The sequence below is a fragment of the Jeotgalibaca ciconiae genome (genome assembly GCF_003955755.1).
Taxonomy (GTDB): Bacteria; Bacillota; Bacilli; order Lactobacillales; family Aerococcaceae; genus Jeotgalibaca; species Jeotgalibaca ciconiae.
Map to the genome: position 1 here is coordinate 1,394,785 of NZ_CP034465.1, position 20,216 is coordinate 1,415,000.

18 protein-coding genes and 1 other annotated feature (1 of these 19 running past the window's edge) are annotated in these 20,216 nt (G+C 39.3%); of the genes, 12 read left to right on the plus strand and 6 right to left on the minus strand.

The features are described from left to right. Positions 1-81: 81 nt before the first annotated feature. The 6 genes from EJN90_RS06625 to EJN90_RS06650 form a co-directional block, all read right to left on the minus strand. Positions 82-1,392, minus strand: a complete 1,311-nt coding sequence (locus tag EJN90_RS06625; protein WP_126109663.1) for an amidohydrolase — start codon at positions 1,390-1,392, stop codon at positions 82-84. Continuing rightward, positions 1,373-3,100 (minus strand): adenine deaminase C-terminal domain-containing protein, encoded by a 1,728-nt coding sequence (locus tag EJN90_RS06630; protein WP_126109665.1) that lies wholly within the window; start codon positions 3,098-3,100, stop codon positions 1,373-1,375. Before EJN90_RS06630 ends, EJN90_RS06625 begins: the two co-directional genes overlap by 20 nt. Positions 3,101-3,843: 743 nt before the next feature. After that, complete coding sequence (locus EJN90_RS06635) at positions 3,844-4,893, minus strand: ABC transporter substrate-binding protein (RefSeq protein WP_126109667.1); 1,050 nt, start codon at positions 4,891-4,893, stop codon at positions 3,844-3,846. A gap of 17 nt (positions 4,894-4,910) precedes the next feature. Next, on the minus strand, positions 4,911-5,945 hold the full coding sequence (locus tag EJN90_RS06640; protein ID WP_126109669.1) for an ABC transporter ATP-binding protein: 1,035 nt from the start codon (positions 5,943-5,945) through the stop codon (positions 4,911-4,913). Between the two features lie 25 nt (positions 5,946-5,970). Continuing rightward, complete coding sequence (locus EJN90_RS06645) at positions 5,971-6,750, minus strand: ABC transporter permease (RefSeq protein ID WP_126109671.1); 780 nt, start codon at positions 6,748-6,750, stop codon at positions 5,971-5,973. After that, entirely contained in the window at positions 6,743-7,582 is an 840-nt protein-coding gene (locus EJN90_RS06650) for an ABC transporter permease (RefSeq protein WP_126109673.1), read from the minus strand. Before EJN90_RS06650 ends, EJN90_RS06645 begins: the two co-directional genes overlap by 8 nt. Positions 7,583-7,847: 265 nt before the next feature. Between EJN90_RS06650 and EJN90_RS06655 the strand changes: the two genes are divergently transcribed. From EJN90_RS06655 to serS, 12 genes are all read left to right on the plus strand, one after another. Then, positions 7,848-8,300 (plus strand): immunoglobulin-like domain-containing protein, encoded by a 453-nt coding sequence (locus EJN90_RS06655; RefSeq protein ID WP_126109675.1) that lies wholly within the window; start codon positions 7,848-7,850, stop codon positions 8,298-8,300. A 10-nt stretch (positions 8,301-8,310) separates the two neighbouring features. Then, a complete protein-coding gene (rsmG, locus tag EJN90_RS06660) occupies positions 8,311-9,027 on the plus strand; it encodes a 16S rRNA (guanine(527)-N(7))-methyltransferase RsmG (protein WP_126109677.1) in 717 nt (238 codons plus the stop codon). 468 nt (positions 9,028-9,495) lie between these two features. Continuing rightward, a complete protein-coding gene (locus EJN90_RS06665) occupies positions 9,496-10,260 on the plus strand; it encodes a ParA family protein (RefSeq protein WP_126109679.1) in 765 nt (254 codons plus the stop codon). Beyond that, a complete protein-coding gene (locus EJN90_RS06670; RefSeq protein WP_126109680.1) occupies positions 10,250-11,140 on the plus strand; it encodes a ParB/RepB/Spo0J family partition protein in 891 nt (296 codons plus the stop codon). The genes EJN90_RS06665 and EJN90_RS06670 overlap by 11 nt, the downstream gene beginning before the upstream one ends. An 18-nt stretch (positions 11,141-11,158) precedes the next feature. Further along, on the plus strand, positions 11,159-11,362 hold the full coding sequence (locus tag EJN90_RS06675) for a DUF951 domain-containing protein (protein ID WP_126109682.1): 204 nt from the start codon (positions 11,159-11,161) through the stop codon (positions 11,360-11,362). A 38-nt stretch (positions 11,363-11,400) separates the two neighbouring features. Beyond that, a complete protein-coding gene (gene ychF, locus EJN90_RS06680) occupies positions 11,401-12,501 on the plus strand; it encodes a redox-regulated ATPase YchF (RefSeq protein WP_126109684.1) in 1,101 nt (366 codons plus the stop codon). A gap of 35 nt (positions 12,502-12,536) precedes the next feature. Further along, positions 12,537-13,223, plus strand: coding sequence for a DUF1129 domain-containing protein (locus EJN90_RS06685; protein ID WP_126109686.1), 687 nt, complete (start codon positions 12,537-12,539; stop codon positions 13,221-13,223). 222 nt (positions 13,224-13,445) lie between these two features. Beyond that, positions 13,446-14,930, plus strand: coding sequence for an IMP dehydrogenase (gene guaB / locus EJN90_RS06690; protein WP_126109688.1), 1,485 nt, complete (start codon positions 13,446-13,448; stop codon positions 14,928-14,930). Between the two features lie 207 nt (positions 14,931-15,137). Continuing rightward, complete coding sequence (locus EJN90_RS06695) at positions 15,138-15,830, plus strand: response regulator transcription factor (protein ID WP_126109691.1); 693 nt, start codon at positions 15,138-15,140, stop codon at positions 15,828-15,830. 11 nt (positions 15,831-15,841) lie between these two features. Then, positions 15,842-16,978, plus strand: coding sequence for a sensor histidine kinase (locus tag EJN90_RS06700; RefSeq protein WP_126109693.1), 1,137 nt, complete (start codon positions 15,842-15,844; stop codon positions 16,976-16,978). A 421-nt stretch (positions 16,979-17,399) separates the two neighbouring features. After that, positions 17,400-18,737, plus strand: a complete 1,338-nt coding sequence (locus EJN90_RS06705; RefSeq protein ID WP_126109695.1) for a serine hydrolase — start codon at positions 17,400-17,402, stop codon at positions 18,735-18,737. 64 nt (positions 18,738-18,801) lie between these two features. Then, positions 18,802-19,028 (plus strand) — a binding site (T-box leader). A 49-nt stretch (positions 19,029-19,077) separates the two neighbouring features. Beyond that, on the plus strand, positions 19,078-20,216 hold the 5' portion of the coding sequence (gene serS, locus EJN90_RS06710; protein WP_126109697.1) for a serine--tRNA ligase. Its footprint extends 169 nt past the window's final position; only the first 1,139 of its 1,308 coding nucleotides appear in the window; its start codon is at positions 19,078-19,080; its stop codon lies beyond the right edge, outside the window.

Here is a 20,216-nt window from a genome sequence, read left to right on the forward strand (position 1 = left end):
TTTTTAAATATCTATAAAAAAGGGACTCCAAGCGTAGTTCAGCTCGAAATCCTTTTCTTATTTGTTTCAACTACTGCTATGTTAAGAGTTTTCGAGGGCTTTTATTCTAAAGTCACCCATCTGTTGATCAAGATTACTCCGCAAAGTTGTAAGGTTTTCGTGAGTTAACTGCTTGTCGGCGACTACTTGTTTGCCATCAATGAAAACGTCACGAACATTGCTGGCATTAGCAGAATAAACCAAGGCAGAATAAGGATCGAAGATCGGAAACATATTTACGGAATCCGTTTCAACTAAAACGATATCGGCTTTTTTACCAACTTCTAACGAACCAATTTTGTCGGCAAGACCAATCGCTCTTGCACCGTCGATGGTTGCCATTTTAACAATCTCACGAGCAGGAAAAGCGGAACGATCCTGTAAGTAAGTTTTATGGAAATTGGCAACCAAACGCATTTGTGTAAACAAATCTAAGGTGTTGCCACTACTCGGGCCGTCTGTGCCTAGTCCAACCCGTATCCCCGCATCTCTCATTTGTTGGACGGGCGCGATTCCTTTGGCGGATTTTGTATTTGCGCCGATACAATGAGCGACGGCTACATCCTGTTCTTTTAAAATAGCAATATCTGCTTCCGTTGCGAAAATGCAATGGGCAGCGAGGACTCGATTATTTAGAATACCCCAGTCAGCTAAGAGTTCGACAGGAGTCTTACCGTATTCATCTTTATACTGTTTCATCTCGAAGCTCATTTCGCTTAAATGAATTGAAAAAGGTATGTCATATTTTTCTGAAATCGCAGCCGCTTTCTGTAAGGAGTCTTTGGTATTTGTATAAGGTGCATGAGGAGCGATTGCAGGAATGATTCGGTCATGACCCAGCCACTTTGGAATAAAAGTTTCACAGTATGTTAAACCACCGTAGGCTTCCCTGCTGTCGCAGGCTTCTTCCAGAACTGTTTCTGCTAAGATTGCGCGAGAGCCCATTTCATCCGTTGCTTTCGCCAGTTCATCTTCAAAGTAATACATATCAAAGAAAGTAGTGATTCCTGCTAATTGCATCTCGGCAATGGCATATTTTCCGCTATGGTAGGCAAGTTCCTTGGTCATACAAGCATTTTCTAATGGGAACAAGAAGCGGGTTAATCGATCGGGGGTATCATCGCCAAGCGAACGGAAAGGAATCATACCGATATGTGTATGAGTATTGACCATGCCTGGTATTGCAAAGGCTCCTTTTCCATCGAGCGTGTGTACCTTGGACTGGGAAGGAACTTCTGACATAGGACCCACTTCTTGTATGAGATTATTTTTTAGCAGAATGTAGCCAGGATTGTATTCTGTAAATTTTTCATCCATTGTTAAGATATGTAGATTAATTAATAAAGTCTGCATCATCATCCTCCACTAAAGGAATGTGTTCGTGCGTGTGAACATCCATCATTCCAAAATCCGTAATTTTTATTTTTGGAGAAACCGGTAAGGACAGGGTAGAAAAGGACATGATCTCATTCGTATTTTTGTAGCCTATCTCACGCATGCCATTCCGCACAGCTTGCAGCTGTTTGCCTAGTACTGGCACCGATTCATCGCTCAAGATTCCTCCAATTGGCAATGGACAAGCAGCTGTAACTTTCCCATCTTTCGACACCGCATATCCGCCATTCAGACGCAATAGTTCTTCTTGGACTTGTAAAATATCTTCCATTGAAGTTCCCATTACCATCAAGTTGTGATGATCATGCGCCCAAGTTGTTCCGACAGCTCCTTTTTCAGTGAGAGCATTTTCTACTAATCCATAACCAATATTTCCATTTTTTCCATATCGTTCCATGACCAGAATAAGTGCCAGACCGCTATTTTCCCAATCTAATAGGCCATTTTTAACGGAAATCTCACGTTGCACATGTTCGGTGAACGTTCCAATTTCTTGAATTTGCATGACATTGCAGAGAACGCAGTTTTGCTTTTTGGAAATCGGGAACTGCAAGTCATCTTTTGTTAGCGGACTACAATGGATGGAATGATAAAACTGTTCCGGAAAGGCACTGTCATTTTTTGAGTAAGACATTTCGTCACCGCGTGAATGAACAAGCTTTCCTTTTTTATAGACGGCTTCAATGTGCACATTTTCTAATTGATCTAAAATAAGAAAATCAGCCAGATAACCAGCGGAAATGGATCCACGGTCTTGAAATCCCATTCTGCGGGCAGCTGTGTAGGTAGTCGTATAAATGGCCTCCCTAACCGGCATGCCTGCTTCAATCGCAAGGCGCACATTTGCATCCAAATGCCCTTCTAATAAATCATCCGCCATAATATCATCGGTGATAATGGCAATGTGCTCGAATAATTGGTGTTTGTTGAGTACGGCAATGTTTTCTGGCGTAATGGATTTCTTTTGGAATTCCAAGAAAATGCCACTTTTGATTTTCTCCAGGATAGAGTCGGGAGATTGATGAGTATGATCAGCTGTGATTCCTGCATACATGAATTTACTTAAGTCTTCTCCTGTGACGCGAGGAACGTGCCCCTCTAGTGGCATAAATGGTTTCTGTTCTTGGACTGTTTTTAAAATTTGACGAATGAGCGAATCGGGCTCACTTGTGATGCCTTTAAAGTTCATTGCTTCTCCAAGCGCAATCACATCAGGATGTTCAAGTAAGCTTAGGACTTCTTCGATTCCGATGATTCCACCGGTAGTTTCTAATTCAGGCGTAGTGGATGGAACAGAAGAAGGAATGGCATAGAATATGTCCAATTCTGTTTTTTCGTCCATAAAAGTTCTAATACCTTCTAAACCAAAAACATTGGCAATTTCATGTGAGTCTGCAACCACTGTGGTAACGCCATGGGACAGGGCAGCGCCGGAGAATGTGGCCGGTGGAATCATCGAGCTTTCAATGTGCATGTGAATATCGATGAAACCTGGAATAATGTATTTACCGCTAGCATCAAGGATTTTTGAGGGATGTAAGTAGCGTAAATTTTCTTTACTAACATAGTAGAATTTTTCACCGGAAATGGCGATATTTTCTACGTCAAATGTTTTTAGAAAGCTGTTGAAAACCAACGCATTTTCAATAAGTAAATCAATTTTCATTATGAACTCCTTTCACGATTTGAAAATATCGTGCTTTATTTTAGACTAGGGGATTATAAGTTCAGCCATCAATGTCTAGCTCCCAAGTCCTGACCTAGTGAAAAAAAGATAAATTTGCCCCATTGCGCGCTTCGCTGCTCATTCAGGGTCAAATTTCCTATTTTTTCATAGGCCAAGGCGGACTTGTCCGCTTTTCTTATGTTATTTTAAAATACAGCCCAGATATTTGTTCTGTACTTTATATATTGGCGGAAAAGTAAATTACAGGCCAGATTTTTACTCTGTACTTTACTTTACCGCAGAAAGTAAGGGGCCGGAAGGATTTTCTTGTAGACTAGGGGATTATAAGTTCAGCCATCAATGTCTAGCTCCCAAGTCCTGGCCTAGTGAAAAAAAGATAAATTTGCCCCATTGCGCGCTTCGCTGCTCGCTAACGCATATCATTCGACTAACCCGCTGAAGCGTGAAGTCTCCTGACAATTCAGGGTCAAATTTCCTATTTTTTCATAGGCCAAGGCGGACTTGTCCACTTTTCTAATCTTTGCATCAAAGAAAAGGGCTGGAAAAAACTCCCAGCCCTTTGTCTCTACCCGAATAATGCAACGTAAATGTGCTCAAAAAGGCAGCCCCGACTTCCACTTCACGAATAATGCTCAGATGGTCTGCAACCATCTGAGCATTATTCGCTCCAGTGATTCGGTGCTAAACGCCTTTTTTCCCACTCTCCTCTATTTATCTGTATATTATTGATTCAGTACTTGATTCCATTGACTGATCCATTGTTCCATTTGTTCGTTTACAAAGGTAAAATCAATTGCTTTCGCGCGTTGTGCAACGTCACCATATGTTTTGTTTGCTGCAACTTCTTCGTCTAGTTCAACGTCTGCATTTGTAGGAGCTTCATTTAAAGAACCTGCAGTAGTTGTTTGTAATTCTTCACTTAGTTTCCAGTTGATAAAGTCGTAAGCAGCTTCTTTGTTTTCTGAAGAGGCAACTACGTTTAATGTATTGAAGTTAGCGTAGGTACCAGATTCTGGAACGATGTATTGTACGTCTGGATTTGCTTCAGAGATAATTGGGAAAGCAAAGTCTCCTACAACTGCTGCAACAATTTCACCAGCTTGGAATAAATTCGCTAAGTCAGATGATTTTGTATAGGTTTTGGTAATATTTGGTTTTAATTCAGTTAATGCTTCAAAGCCAGCTTCGCCATTATCGGAAGCAATATCAATGCCTTTGTAATCACTTGCTACATGAAGCATTGCCGGTCCAAAAGTAGTTGTGATATCAGGAATAGAAATTTTTCCTGCCAGTGATGGATCCCATAAATCAGACCATTCATCGATCGTCATTCCAGCAGCTTCTTCATTGTAGATAATACCAATGCTGTTCATTGTATAAGGAGCACCAGAAGTATCAACTGCATCTTTTGCACCGTCTACTAGAAGTGCCAAGTTTGGAACTTTTGTTTCATCAAGAGGTTCAAACAATCCGTCAGCAACCCCCGTAGCAGCATTTGCCTGAGAAAGTTCAATGACGTCAATTGTCGAGTTAGGATTGTTTTCTAATTTGGTGAAACGTTCGCTTGAATTTCCTACTTCATAAGTAATCTTGATTCCTTCAGCTTCTTGGAAGGGTTCGAAAATATCACTCTTGATAACATCTTCGCTGATTGCGAAAGTAGAAATGACTAGTTCGCCGCTGCTTTCACTTGATCCAGAGTCTGTATTGCCACATGCTGCTAAAAAACTAACTGCTGCTAGAGATAATGTCGCTGCTTTCCATTTTTTCATGATTATAAAATCTCCTTTTATACTAATATGATTTTTTCTGGAGCGAAGTAAAGTGTTACTTCGTCACCCGATTGATATACATCTGAATTTTCATCATTGACTAGCAAACTGCCTAATGCAGTTTCCACTTCGTATTGGTAGCTTTTTCCTAAAAATGTCCGAACAAGAACGGTTCCTTTTACCGTATTGTCGCTTTCTGTAGTAGAAACGACTTCGATATCATCTGGACGGATGGTAGCTTTTACTCGGTTTTTTTCGGTAGAACGGATCGTATTGAAGCGAGCACCATTTGCGGCTTCGTAAATCATTTCTCGTTCTTTAGTCAAATCAATAAAGTTCTCAAAGCCGATAAAACGTGCAACAAATTCTGTTTTTGGATTTTTATAAATTTCTTCAGGCGAGTCATATTGTTCAATAACACCTTTATTCATAACCGCAACTTTGTCAGAAATTGAGAAGCATTCCTCTTGATCATGAGTAACAAAAATCGTTGTAATGCCCAACTGACGCTGGATTCGTTTGATTTCCATGCGCATGGTAACGCGTAATTTTGCATCTAAGTTACTCAATGGTTCATCAAGTAACAATAATTTGGGCTCCATCACTAAAGCACGAGCCAATGCAACCCGTTGACGTTGACCACCGGAAAGCTGCTTTGGATATCGATCGGCGAATTCTGCCAGACCAGTTTTCTCTAACATATTTACGACTTTTTCTTCAATGCTTGCCTTTTTCTCTTTTTTCAGCTTCAAGCCAAATGCGACATTTTCAAAAATCGTTAAATGAGGAAAGAGGGCATATGATTGAAATACCATTCCAAAATTTCGTTTATGGACAGGTACTTTTGTTAAATCCATTTCGTCCACAATAAAATTTCCATCATTCGGTTCAATCAGTCCTGCGATCACTCGCAAAGTGGTCGTTTTCCCACAACCTGATGGACCTAACAGGGAAACAAGCTCCCCTTTTTCGATGGATAAGCGTAAGTCTTTTAGAATATCATTTTTTCCGTCGTAACTGACACGGATATCCTTTAATTGCACAAAAGCCATTTGCTGGCGTCCTCCTTATTATGTCTTATGAGATAGATGCGAGTCCTAGTGTTTTTTCGATTCCGACCATTAGTAAAATCGTACCGAGCATTAACATGACAGATAAAGCAGAAACAGTGGGATCATAATTATATTCAATGTAACTCATCAGGTTTGTTGGCAGTGCAGTAACGCCTGGGCCTGAAAGAAACTGTGATACTGGGATATTGTTAAAGGAATTAATAAAAGCCAACATAAAAGAGGCGAAGATTCCCGAAGTGATATTCGGTAATACCACTTTAAAGAAAGCGAATAGTTTTGTGCTTCCTAATGTCCAAGCGGCTTCTTCAATGGAAAAATCAAGCTGTTCCAAACTAGAACCAACTACACGGATAATGTAAGGCAGACTGATTAGGAAATGCCCAAGTAAGAGACCTTGGAAAATCGGGAACTGCATCCGAATTACGATAAACTGAAACAAGGAAAAACCAACAACCACTCCAGGGATAATGGTAGGAGAAAGGAAAAAACTTTTCAAAGCCTTTCTACCGGGAAAAGAATATCTCGAAAGAGCATAAGCTGCTGGAACTCCAATGAATAATGCTAAAATGGTTGCTAAAAGTGAAATCCGTAAGCTTAACCAAAAACTACTAATAAATCCTCCCACTTGAAATACATTTGCATACCATTTAAAAGTGAACCCTTCAATTGGAAATTGAATCGTAGGATTTTCTCCAAAAGAGGTTACAATGATAATAAATAAGGGTAAAAATAAGAAAAGGAAAACAAGTAATACGAAAAACGTTAATCCTTTTTGTTTACGCATGGATGTCTCCTCCTCTCCGGTCAACTCTAGTTGCAATCCAATTAAAGAGATTCATTACTAAGACGGTCGTAACAATCATAATTAAGGCAATCACACCTGCGTCTTGCCAGTTACCTAAAGTCATGGCATTTTGATAAAGGAAAGTCGACATCATCATGTTTTGATTTCCACCTAAAAGCTGCGGGGTCGTATAAGCAGTCAATGTTCCGGTGAAGACAAGGATACTTCCAACAATGACACCTGGAATGCTCAATGGCCAAATGACTTTTACAAAAGCAGTTAAGGGGCTAGCTCCAAGAGTTTCGGCAGCTTCAACGATTTCTGTATCGATATTTTCTAAAATCCCTACTAGGGTAGTAATCATAAGTGGTAAAAATAAATAAACAGAACCGACTGTAATCGCAAATTCACTGTATAACATCCGAATAGGTTCTGAAATCCAACCGACGCTTAGTAAAAAGCGATTGATAATACCATTTGTTCCGAGAATGTTAATCCACGCAAAGCTTCGGACAACAGAATTTGTTAATAATGGAAATAAAACCAACCCCATCATGAGGCTTCTCCATTTTCGATTGTTCCTTGCAATGAAATAAGCGGTGGGCAGGCCAAAAATGACAGTAACAAGTGTCACAAGTAAGGAAATTTTAATGGTTCGCCATAGAATCGTTCGGTTATAAGAATCCATGAAGAAAGAAAAATAAGATTCTAATGTAAAAGCTCCATCGTAAAAAGTGGGCCATATAACAGAAATAAGAGGTAATACTAAAAAGACGACTAACAAAATGAATCCCGGAGTAACAATCAAATATGGGACGTTTTTGGATGACACAAGAAAATCCTCCTTTAGGACTAATTAAGAATTTTAAAAAAATGAACGAATATAATTAAACCATTAGTGGATTATAAGACCAAAACGAGTGTTTTTCAAGTGAAAAACGAATAAACAACAATATTTTTAAATTGATTGTTCGGTTATCGTTAAAACAAGATAAAAGAAATAGAGAGAACAGTCCTCTTTTTTCGAAGAATATTGTATAATTAGAAGGAAGAAAAAGTAAGAACAGGTAGATTGATAAAAAAAGAGGAGTGAGACCATGCGCAATAAGAAAAAAGGATTGTTTTTATTTGGAATGTGTCTATTAATCGGAACTTTATCAGCTTGTGGCGGACAATCTTCAATGGAAAAATCACCCTATTCAGAAGGGGATTTGAATCAGTTGGATCGCGTTAGTATGTCAACGACTGAAAGTGTTTATCCAGTGGGAACATCGGAAATAAAGGTAACCATCTCCAACGAGACCGAAGAAGAGTATGCATATGGCGTAGAATTCACGGTAGAAAAACAAGAAGAGGAAGAATGGTTTGTCGTACCTTTTGAAGACGGAGTTGCATGGATTGCGATTGCTCATATTTTAGCTCCAAACAGTGAGAATACAGAGACACTCTCTTTTGACTTGCTTGAAAAAGAGTTAGAAGAAGGGTCCTATCGTGTTATAAAAACCATTGCAGGTGAGCCTGTATTGGCAATGTTTACAATAGAAAAATGAGGGAAATTAAATGAATCCAGAACAATTTAAAGAAGCATTAGCAAGCAAAGGAATTATATTGAACGAAAAACAAATGGAACAATTTGAACGTTATTATGAATTGTTGATTGAATGGAATGAAAAAATCAATTTAACAGCTATTACCGATAAAAAAGAAGTTTACTTAAAACACTTTTATGATTCCATTACATTAGGGTTGTACGTTGATGAATTTCACTCACCGATTCAGCTCTGTGACGTAGGAGCTGGAGCAGGGTTTCCGAGCATTCCTTTGAAAATCGCTTTTCCAGAAATACAAGTTACGATCGTAGATTCGCTAAATAAAAGAATCCAATTTTTAAATCTACTCATGAGCGAACTTGAATTAGAAGGGGTGGCTTGCCATCATGATCGGGCAGAAACTTTTGGAAGAAACCCTGAATTCAGAGGACGTTACGATTTTGTAACGGCTCGTGCGGTTGCCCGCATGAGTGTATTGAGCGAGTTATGTCTCCCTCTTGTTAAAAAAAGCGGCTATTTTGTAGCAATGAAAGCAGCCAGTTCAGAAGAAGAATTAGATGATGCGAAAAAAGCCATAGCGACACTCGGCGGGAAGTTGGAAGTAGATCATGCATTTGAGTTGCCATTGGATGCAGGTGAGCGACATATTATTCTCATTCAAAAGACGAAAGAGACACCAAAAAAATACCCAAGAAAACCAGGAACACCAAATAAGAATCCTTTATAGAGCTGTTTTACTGTGAAACAATCGAGTTATAAGGGAAGAAACGCTAGTTGAGGGTATTTTTTTATTATCATTTTTGGTACAATAAGTTGGTATATTAGGACTGAGTTTCCTAGAAGCATTTAGAATCTATACAAGAGCGATAAATGATGCAGTCATTTTGAAGAATGCGGAAGAGAAAAAATGCTCAGTATCATTTTTTCTCTTTTTTTTTAGAGTAGGGTAGTATAAGTTTTTTCTGCCATCCATGTCTAGCGGTCCAAGCCTGTCTCCCAGAAATTAAATAAATCGCACCCATTGCGCGCTTCGCTGCTCGCTAACGCATGTCATTCGACTCACCCACTAAAGTGGGAAGTCTCCTGACAATTCGGGGCACGATTTCCTAAATTTCTATCGAGACAGTAGGGCTTGTCCCGCTTTTCTTAGGTGAGTAGGAAGTCATTAGGTTAAAGAAGAACTGGAGGAAAGTAGATGGCACGGATCATTGCAGTTGCAAACCAAAAAGGTGGCGTCGGTAAAACGACAACTACCGTGAACGTAGCGGCCGCGTTAGCATATCTTGGTAAAAAAGTACTATTAATCGATAGTGATGCGCAGGGGAATGCAACGAGCGGCTTAGGAATTTCAAAAGCAGATGTAGACAAAGACATTTACGATGTGCTGGTTAATCAAATTCCAATCGCAGATGCAGTTCAGCCTTCGTCAAGAGAGAATTTATGGGTGGTACCAGCGACTATCCAATTGGCAGGAGCAGAAATTGAACTGACCAATCAACCACATCGAGAAGCACGATTGCGCAACGCAATAAAAGAGTTAGCAACGGAGTATGATTATGTTTTTATTGATTGCCCGCCGTCATTAGGTCACTTGACCATTAATGCTTTTACAGCGAGTGATGCAGTATTAATCCCCGTTCAATGTGAATACTATGCCTTAGAAGGCCTGAGTCAATTGTTGAATACATTCCGTTTAGTACAAAAACACTTTAATAAAGATTTGAAAATTGAAGGTGTTTTATTGACCATGTTGGATGCCCGTACGAATTTGGGCTTCGAAGTGGTTGAAGAAGTGAAGAAGTATTTTAAAGAAAAAGTTTATAACACAATTATTCCACGAAATGTTCGTCTTTCTGAAGCGCCAAGTTATGGACAATCTATTATTGATTATGATATTCGTTCAAAAGGAGCAGAAGTCTACCTAGAACTAGCAAAGGAAGTGTTAGCAGATGGCGAATAAGAACAGTAAAGGCTTGGGCCGCGGGATTGATGCGTTATTCAGCAGTTTCGAAGACATTGAACAAATTGATGAGAAAACAGAAGAAGTTCAAGAGATTAAGTTAGACGAAATTCGCCCAAACCCTTACCAACCACGCAAGACTTTCGATGAAGATGCTTTACAAGAGTTAGCAGATTCGATTAAAATAAATGGGGTTTTTCAGCCGATTATTTTAAGAAAATCATCTGTAAAAGGCTACGAAATCATTGTCGGCGAGCGCCGTGCGCGCGCTTCTCGTATTGCTGGAAAAGAAACCATTCCTGCTATCGTTCGCGATTTTGATGAACAGGCAATGATTGAGATTGCAGTGCTTGAGAATTTGCAGCGGGAAGATCTTTCACCATTGGAAGAAGCAGAAGCATATCAAATGATGATTGATAAGTTGAATTTGACCCAAGTTCAAGTTGCTGAAAGAGTTGCGAAGAGTCGTCCTTATGTCGCAAACTATTTGCGACTGTTAGTATTGCCCGAAGATGTGAAGCTCTTGTTGCGAAATGGTGAACTGACCATGGGGCAAGCACGAACGTTATTAGGGTTAAAAGACCAAAAACAAATCAGCGAGCTGGCAAAGCAAGTTGTTCAAGAGGGCATTACTGTCCGCCAATTAGAAGCAATGGTCCAAAACCTATCATCAACGACAGAGTCGAAAGAAAAAAAGAAACGTAAAAAAATCGATAAACCTTTTTATATTCTAGAAAGCGAAGAACGCTTGATGGATAAGTTTGGGACATCCGTTCAGATTACTCCAAAAGGTGAACAAGGGAAAATCGAAATTGAATACCTTTCCCCAACTGATTTGAACCGCATTTTAGAATTACTAAATGTTGAATTTGATGACTAGAGAGGGGTGCTTCAACAGATGAATCAAAAAGAATATCAACTTCATGACATTGTTGAAATGAAAAAACCACATCCCTGCCAGAGTAACTCCTGGGAAATTATCCGTATGGGGATGGATATTCGTATTAAATGCCAAAAGTGTGGACAGATGGTCTTGATGCCGCGTCGAGATTTTGAGAAAAAAATGAAAAAAGTATTGGTAAAAGCTGCAGCATCTGAATAAGTGAGCGGTAAGCCGAATAATAGAAAGAGTGGGAAAGTATGTCATTAACAGCTGGAATTGTAGGATTACCGAATGTGGGTAAGTCTACTCTATTCAATGCAATAACAAAAGCAGGAGTCGAAGCAGCAAACTATCCATTTGCGACGATTGATCCAAACGTTGGGGTAGTAGAAGTGCCTGATGAGCGTTTAAACAAATTAACTGAATTAGTGAAACCGAAAAAAACTGTACCAACAACCTTTGAATTTACTGATATTGCTGGCATCGTGAAAGGCGCTAGTAAAGGGGAAGGGCTGGGGAATAAGTTCTTAGCCAACATTCGCCAAGTAGATGCTATTTGCCATGTGGTACGTTGTTTTGAGGATGAAAACATCACACATGTAAGTGGAGAGGTAAGCCCGCTCGATGATATTGAAGTGATCAATCTAGAATTGATTTTGGCTGATTTAGAATCAGTAGATAAACGTCATACACGTGTAAGTAAAATTGCCCGTACAAAGGATAAAGAAGCATTACAAGAATTAGCGGTACTTGAAAAGATGAAAGCAGCTTTAGAAGCTGGAAAATCTGCTCGTACAGTAGAAGTGACTCCTGAAGAAGCACCACTCGTTAAAAGCTTATTTTTACTAACAACAAAACCTGTTTTATATGTGGCTAACATTTCAGAAGAAGATGTGATGGCTGGCGAAGATAATGAGATGGTGAAACAAGTTCGTGAATTTGCGACAACAGAAGGTGCAGAAGTTGTCACAGTAAGCGCAAGGATTGAAGAAGAAGTCGCGGATTTAGAAGAGGAAGAAAAAACTGAGTTCTTACAAGAACTTGGAATCGAACAATCTGGCTTGGACCAGTTAATCCAAAAGGCCTATACGCTCTTAGGTTTGGGAACATATTTTACTGCCGGAGAAAAAGAAGTTCGTGCTTGGACGTTCAAATTAGGGATGAAAGCACCGCAAGCTGCTGGAGTGATTCACTCTGACTTTGAACGCGGCTTTATTCGTGCGGAGACTGTTTCTTATGATGACTTAGTAGCATATGGTAATATGGCTGCCGCAAAAGAAGCTGGTAAAGTCCGTCAAGAAGGAAAAGACTATGTTGTCGCAGATGGAGATGTTATGCTTTTCCGCTTTAATGTATAATAGACAATGATAGAAAATTCTAGGAGGACAGCAACGTGGCAGAAACGAATACTGAAAAGACACTGGAGCAAATACAAGCAGAAAACACAGCTTTGTGGGAACAACTAACCAAGCGAAACGAGCAGTATATGATGGGTTTAGACAAAGTGTTGGTTGCAGCGAACTACGACGAAACAAAAAAAGCCAAATTATATAACAAAATGATGAATGAATTAGCTGAAAATCAAAAAGCTGGTGTGACTGCTCGCCAATTATACGGGACAGTTTCAGAATGCGCAGAAAACATCTTGCAACAACAGGAAGAAAATCCAGAGCGTTCAGCAGACTGGTTGATTGCATTGGACGGAGGTCTGTTACTGGGATCAATTTTTGCTTTGATTTCCGGAATTACCTTATTCACTTCTAAAGAGCAAACGGAAACAGGCATGGGGATTATCAGTTTACTGGTAAACTTTATTGTAGGTGGCCTTGCGATGTTGATTATTTCTAAATACACACCAAATCCTGATGCGCCAAAAGGAAAACGTGGTTATGGAAAGTATATTGCAGCGACAACCGGTGCTATGCTTCTTTGGATGCTGGCAATGACAGTGTCAACATTTATTCCAACAACAATTAATATCGCCTTACCTGCAGTTGCATACTTGGTTATAGCAGCAGCCGGCTTTGGTGCCAAAATTTACTTGAAGAAACGATACCGCATTACCGGTGGGATTTTTTAACGAATACAGGAAGAGCTGGGAGAAATCTCGGCTTTTTTCTGTCTCCAGTATTTAGTCTAACTCAATTTTTGTAGGGTTTTGTATAATACAGACGATTTTTTCAAGCTCTACTCTGTTTTCGGCTTATTTTAATATCCATTTCTCTTTTTTCCTTGACTCGAACTTCAATGGGTGTTAAGTTAGTGAATAAAAAATTGTACGAAAAAGGAGAGGGAAATAAGAATGTCTAACTGGGAGTCAAAATTTGCTAAAGAAGGTTTTACTTTTGATGATGTGCTTTTAATACCAGCAGAAAGTCACGTATTGCCGAATGAGATTGATGTGTCTGTTCAATTAGCGAAAAATATTCAATTAAATGTTCCAATCATGAGTGCGAGTATGGATACTGTTACGGAAGCAGAAATGGCAATCGCAATGGCGCGCCAAGGTGGATTGGGTGTTATTCATAAGAATATGTCTATTCGAGCGCAAGCAGATGAGGTACGTAAGGTGAAACGTTCAGAAAGTGGCGTAATTATTGATCCCTTTTTCTTAACACCAGAGCATTCTGCAGCAGAGGCAGAAGAGTTGATGAGTAAGTATCGTATCAGCGGCGTGCCTGTTGTAAACACCATGGAAGACCGCGTTCTCGTTGGGATTTTGACCAACCGTGACTTACGCTTTATTGAAGACTACAGTGTGGCAATTGGCGATGTAATGACGAAAGACCGCTTAGTAACTGCACCTGTTGGTACATCATTAAAAGAAGCGGAACGCACATTGCAAAAATACAAAATTGAAAAACTTCCTTTAGTAGATAAAGACGGCCGTTTAGCAGGTCTTATTACCATCAAAGATATCGAACGCGTGATAGAATTTCCAAATTCAGCTAAAGATGATCACGGTCGTTTGCTGGTTGCTGCAGCAGTTGGCGTTACTACCGATACATTTGAGCGTGCGCAAGCTTTATTAGATGCGGGAGTAGATGCAATCGTCATCGATACAGCTCATGGACATAGCGCGGGCGTGATTCGCAAAATTAAAGAAATCCGCGAGAAGTTTCCTGAAGCAACCTTGATTGCTGGAAATGTTGCTACTGCTGAAGCTACACGCGCATTGTATGATGTCGGCGTGGATGTTGTAAAAGTAGGAATTGGACCTGGTTCAATCTGTACAACGCGTGTCGTTGCAGGGGTTGGAGTTCCTCAGATTACAGCAATTTACGATGCAGCAGGAGTTGCGCGTGAATACGGGAAAACAATTATTGCAGATGGCGGAATTAAATATTCTGGTGATATTGTAAAAGCAATGGCGGCAGGCGGTCATGCAGTGATGATTGGAAGTATGTTAGCAGGAACGGATGAGTCTCCAGGAGAATTTGAAATTTTCCAAGGTCGCCGCTTTAAAACGTATCGCGGTATGGGAAGTTTGGCAGCAATGGAAAAAGGATCAAGCGATCGTTATTTCCAAGGCGGCGTGAACGAAGCTAATAAATTGGTTCCGGAAGGAATTGAAGGCCGTGTTGCTTATAAAGGAGCAGCAGGCGATATCATTTTCCAATTACTTGGCGGCGTTCGTTCAGGTATGGGATATGTAGGAGCCGGTAATTTGGAAGAGTTGCGCGAAAATGCTCAATTCATTCGTATGTCTGGCGCTGGGCTAATTGAGTCCCACCCTCATGATGTACACATTACAAAAGAAGCACCAAACTATTCGATTAATCGTTAACATTATAGAAGAAACCTGCAGTTCGCTCTAGATTCTGTAGGTTTTTTCGTTTATGCGGAATTTCATCAAGTGAAGCTCTATTCGTTTTACATTCCACTTTCTTTAGACTCTGTTATAATAATGGTAGAAAATTGTCATTTTCTTAATTATTCCTTTACTTTCATTTGGTAAACTAAGAACACAATAAATGTAAAAGAGGTGTGCTGCATGGCAAAGATTCTGATAGTGGATGATGATCGTGAAATTGTTGAGCTTTTAAGTATTTATAGTAAGAATGAAGGATATGAACCGATAAAAGCATATAATGGCATGGAAGCACTACAACTGTTGAAACAACATTTGGACATTCAACTAATTATTTTAGATATTATGATGCCTAAAAAAGACGGGATCAGTGTATTAAAAGAATTGCGTGAAGAGGAAAATCATACTCCTGTATTAATGCTGAGTGCAAAATCAACCGATATGGATAAAATTCAAGGACTGACTTCTGGTGCAGATGACTATGTATCAAAGCCGTTTAATCCATTAGAAGTGATGGCACGTATTAAATCCTTATTGCGCCGTTCTACAATGGCACAACAAGAGACGGAACAAAGTGTTATTGAGATTGGACCGTTATTGATTACAAAAGAATCGCATGAAGTAAAAACATTAACAGGCAAAGAAATCCAATTAACTGCCTTAGAATTTGGGATTTTATATTTGCTAGCCAGCAATCCGAATCGCGTTTTCAGTGCGGATGAAATTTTTGAACGAGTTTGGCTGCAAGAGAGTATTGTTTCCGCAAAAACAGTGATGGTACATGTGAGTCATTTACGAGATAAAATCGAAAAGGCAACAGGCGGCGAAAAAGTTATCCAAACCGTCTGGGGCGTTGGATACAAGATTTCAGAATAAGAGAGGCCTATATGTTGTTAAAAACAAGATTAACGAAAAAAGAATTAGGCGAATTAATATTTGAAGCAATTGTTACCATGGGAATTATGTATTTTATCTATATGGGTCTTGTATTGATCTTTAATCGAGTGGTGCAATCCCCCCCTGACTTTTTATTAAACTGGAACACATTGTGGGAATTGATTTTGTTCTTTGACATTGCACTGTTGCGCTATCGCCGTTTTATTCTTATTACGGCAACGATTTTTGCCATGTTGTTTACATGGTGGCGTCTATTTCGCCGGTATAAACAAATGCAGCTTCGTCATGTTTTAGACGAGTTGCACTACGTTGCTTCAGGTAATTTTGAACATCGTATCAAAGCGAACTTGTCGGGTAATATGAACGACGTTGTTCACAGTATTAATACGTTGGTCGAGAGTACTGTAATGGCGATGGAGGAAGAACGGAAAATTGAACAATCAAAAGATGAGTTAATAACAAATGTGAGTCACGATATTCGTACTCCTTTGACTTCAATTATTGGTTATCTTGGTTTAATAGAAGAAGGGCAATATTCGTCAAAAGAAGATTTAGAGAGATACATCCATATTGCCTATACAAAGTCCCTGCAGATGAAAGTTCTGGTGGATGATTTATTTGAATATACGAAAGTGCGTCAGACTTCTACGCCGTTGACTGTAAAAACAGTAAGTTTAGGCAATCTATTGGAGCAAATTGCGGCTGAATTTGAATTGGAGTCTACTCGAAAAGAGATGAACATTGAAGTTGAAATGAAAACAACCCCATTAATGATTGAATTTGATGTAGATAAGATGGCACGTGTTTTCAATAACTTGATTTCTAATGCACTAAAATACGGCAAAGATGGAAATTTGATTCGGATAGTAGCTGAAAAAGTAGGGTCCGAAGCAATTATTTCTGTTATAAATAATGGGAAAAAAATACCACAAGAATCACTGGATGAATTATTCAATCGTTTTTATCGAGTAGAAGCTTCACGTTCTCAACAAACAGGAGGAACGGGCCTAGGCTTAGCGATTGCGCAAAGCATCATCTCTCTTCATGGAGGTTATATTTACGCAGAGTCCAATGATCAGGAAACAAAATTTGTCATGCATTTGCCGTTAAAACAAACAAATACGTAAACTCGCTGTTATCAGGGAATTACCCGGCAGCGGGTATTTTTTTGATAGACTAGGGGATTATAAGTTCAGCCATCAATGTCTAGCTCCCAAGTCCTGGCCTAGTGAAAAAAAGATAAATTTGCCCCATTGCGCGCTTCGCTGCTCGCTAACGCATATCATTCGACTAACCCGCTGAAGCGTGAAGTCTCCTGACAATTCAGGGTCAAATTTCCTATTTTTTCATAGGCCAAGGCGGACTTGTCCACTTTTCTAAGAAAGTGGAGCTTCTATACCTCGTTTTCAAATGAAGACAGAATTTCTAAAAAAAGATGCGTAGCTTATTGTTTTTTTGTACTGTTTCCGATAACATTAGTAAAGTATCTTGGGTAATAAATGACTTTATAAATAGATAGAAACGATTTGATTGGAGAAGAAGAAATAAATGAAAACTAATAAATTAAAAAAATGGACAATTGGTGCGTTGTCGACAGGTCTTCTAGCTAGTTCAGTATTTTTTGCGCCAAAAGCTTCTGCGGCAGTAGAGCCTATTACGGTTGACGCAAAAGCAGCTTTCGTGATTGATAATGAAACAAATAAAATTCTGCTTGAGCAAAATGGTGACGAATCATTGGGAATAGCATCGATGACAAAGATGCTTAGCGTGTACGTTATTTTAGAAGCAATCGAAGCAGGTGAGATTAGTTGGGATACAACTGTTCCAATTAGTGATTACGCATTGAATATCAGCCAAGATTATGAATTGTCAAACGTACCATTACGTCTCGATTTTACCTATACCGTGAGAGACTTGTATGAAGCAATGCTGATTTATTCTGCAAATGGCGCTTCGATTGCGATGGCTGAATTAGTGGCAGGGTCGGAATCAGCGTTTGTTGATATGATGAAAGCGAAATTGGATGAGTGGGGAGTAACTGATTACAGTATTTATAACTCAACTGGCTTGCCAAACTATTATGCAGAACAATATGGACAGCTTTACCCCGAAGCTCCAGCAGATACTGAAAATCATATGACTGCTCGCGGAGTAGCGACTCTTGCCGACCATTTACTTGATGATTACCCAGAAGTTCTTGAAACAACTTCTATTGTAGAAAAAACATTCATGGAAGGCTCAGACGACGAAATCAACATGTTAACGTATAATCATATGTTGCCAGAAATGATTCATTATCGTCCAAACGTGGATGGCTTGAAGACAGGAACAACAGATGATTCCGGAGCTTCTTTTACTGGTACTGCAGTAGAAAACGAGATGCGCATTATTACAGTAGTTATTGGTGCGGCTGATAATACAACGCGTTTTAGTGAAACTTCTCGATTGATGGATTATGCATTTGATAATTTTGATAAAGTACAAATCGTAGAGACAGGTACTCCAGTAGAAACAGAAGAACCAATCGAAGTTGCCAAAGGGAAAGAAGAAGAAGTTGGCTTGGTCTACAATAGTGATTTAACTGTTGTGACACCGAAAACTGAAGACCGTAAAATTGAAACAGAGTTAACACTTAACCAAGATCTGTTAAACGAAGATGGTGTGGTAGAAGCACCGATTGAAGAAGGAACTGTAGTAGGGAAAGTGGCGATTTCTATTGAAGGCGATGATTTAGGCTATCTTGGTAATAAGCAATATGAAGCAAACGTTGCAGTAGAACGGACGATTGAAAAAGCAAATATTTTTGCACTTGCTTGGAGATGGGTTGCCAGTACTACTGCCAGAGGATGGAACTCTGTAACTGATTTTGTAACTGGATTTTTTTAATTCAAACGAGATTCAATTGACGTACGAGAGCGAATTTAGTAAAATAATGATGATCATAATTTGATAAGAAGCAATGCATGTGAATAGTAAATAAAAGAAATTCTTAAGAGAGTCGGTGGTTTTGGTGAAAACCGATGTATTCTTTTATTGAATCCACACATGAAGCAAACAATGAAAACAACAAGATTGATTAAATTGTTTCGGGTCGCCCGTTATCGTCTGAAAGTGCAAATGTCTTTTTGATATTTGAACTTGGGTGGTACCGCGAACTAGAGCCATTTCGTCCCAATTGATAGGGATGGAATGGCTTTTTTTCTATTTAAAAAGAGGAGGAAGTAACATGCTGGATGTAAAAAAATTAAGAGACGAGTACGATTTTGTTCGTGCTAAATTGGCTGATCGTGGTGTAAAAGAGGCAGAGTTAGTTGAGTTTAAGGAGCTGGATGAGCAACGACGTAATAAAATCGTTGAAACTGAAAACTTAAAACAATACCGCAACCAAGTATCACAAGAAATCGCTACTCTAAAGCGTAATAAAGAAAATGCTGATGACAAAATCACCGAAATGAAAAATGTTGGTGAGCAAATTAAACAACTTGATACGGATCTAGCTGAAATAGAAGAAAAAACAACTTATATTGCTACTCGTTTACCGAACATTGCACATGAGTCTGTACCCGTTGGAGAAGACGAAGAGCAAAACGTAGAAGTAAGAAAATGGGGAGAACCACGTCAATTTACTTTTGAACCAAAAGCTCATTATGAAATTGCCGAAGAGTTAGGGATTCTTGATTTTGAACGAGCTGCCAAAGTTACCGGTGCACGCTTTGTCTTCTATAAAGGACTGGGCGCACGTTTGGAAAGAGCATGCTACAATTATATGCTGGATTTACATACAAGCGAGCATGGTTATACAGAAATGATTCCGCCATATATCGTAAACGAAAAATCAATGTTTGGTACGGGGCAATTTCCTAAGTTCAAAGAAGACGTTTTTCCAATTGTTGATGATCGTAATTTTTCTTTAATTCCAACTGCAGAAGTTCCTTTAACCAACTATTACCGTGATGAAATTTTAGGTGAAGCAGATCTACCTATTTACTTTACAGCGATGAGTCCGTCTTTCCGTTCTGAAGCTGGAAGTGCGGGTCGTGATACAAGAGGGCTTATTCGTATGCATCAATTCCATAAAGTAGAGATGGTGAAATTTAGTAAACCAGATATTTCATATGAAGAGTTAGAAAAAATGACCGATAATGCCGAATCTGTATTACGCAATTTAGGTTTGCCATATCGAACAATCGTCCTTTGTACAGGAGATATGGGATTCTCTGCGGCAAAAACATATGATGTTGAGGTATGGGTTCCAGCTCAAGACACTTATCGCGAGATCAGCTCTTGTTCAAATACAGAGGATTTCCAAGCTCGTCGTGCAAAAATTCGTTACCGTAATGAAGAAACAGGCAAGTTAGAATTTGT

Bases quoted from the DNA above. Each gene is read 5' to 3' on its own strand.
- EJN90_RS06700 (WP_126109693.1), top strand. From the start codon at position 15,842: ATGTTGTTAAAAACAAGATTAACGAAAAAAGAATTAGGCGAATTAATA.
- EJN90_RS06705 (WP_126109695.1), top strand. From the start codon at position 17,400: ATGAAAACTAATAAATTAAAAAAATGGACAATTGGTGCGTTGTCGACA.
- EJN90_RS06655 (WP_126109675.1), top strand. From the start codon at position 7,848: ATGCGCAATAAGAAAAAAGGATTGTTTTTATTTGGAATGTGTCTATTA.
- EJN90_RS06675 (WP_126109682.1), top strand. From the start codon at position 11,159: ATGAATCAAAAAGAATATCAACTTCATGACATTGTTGAAATGAAAAAA.
- EJN90_RS06645 (WP_126109671.1), bottom strand. From the start codon at position 6,750: ATGCGTAAACAAAAAGGATTAACGTTTTTCGTATTACTTGTTTTCCTT.
- EJN90_RS06625 (WP_126109663.1), bottom strand. From the start codon at position 1,392: ATGCAGACTTTATTAATTAATCTACATATCTTAACAATGGATGAAAAA.
- EJN90_RS06665 (WP_126109679.1), top strand. From the start codon at position 9,496: ATGGCACGGATCATTGCAGTTGCAAACCAAAAAGGTGGCGTCGGTAAA.
- EJN90_RS06630 (WP_126109665.1), bottom strand. From the start codon at position 3,100: ATGAAAATTGATTTACTTATTGAAAATGCGTTGGTTTTCAACAGCTTT.
- rsmG (WP_126109677.1), top strand. From the start codon at position 8,311: ATGAATCCAGAACAATTTAAAGAAGCATTAGCAAGCAAAGGAATTATA.
- guaB (WP_126109688.1), top strand. From the start codon at position 13,446: ATGTCTAACTGGGAGTCAAAATTTGCTAAAGAAGGTTTTACTTTTGAT.
- ychF (WP_126109684.1), top strand. From the start codon at position 11,401: ATGTCATTAACAGCTGGAATTGTAGGATTACCGAATGTGGGTAAGTCT.
- EJN90_RS06635 (WP_126109667.1), bottom strand. From the start codon at position 4,893: ATGAAAAAATGGAAAGCAGCGACATTATCTCTAGCAGCAGTTAGTTTT.
- EJN90_RS06670 (WP_126109680.1), top strand. From the start codon at position 10,250: ATGGCGAATAAGAACAGTAAAGGCTTGGGCCGCGGGATTGATGCGTTA.
- EJN90_RS06640 (WP_126109669.1), bottom strand. From the start codon at position 5,945: ATGGCTTTTGTGCAATTAAAGGATATCCGTGTCAGTTACGACGGAAAA.
- EJN90_RS06695 (WP_126109691.1), top strand. From the start codon at position 15,138: ATGGCAAAGATTCTGATAGTGGATGATGATCGTGAAATTGTTGAGCTT.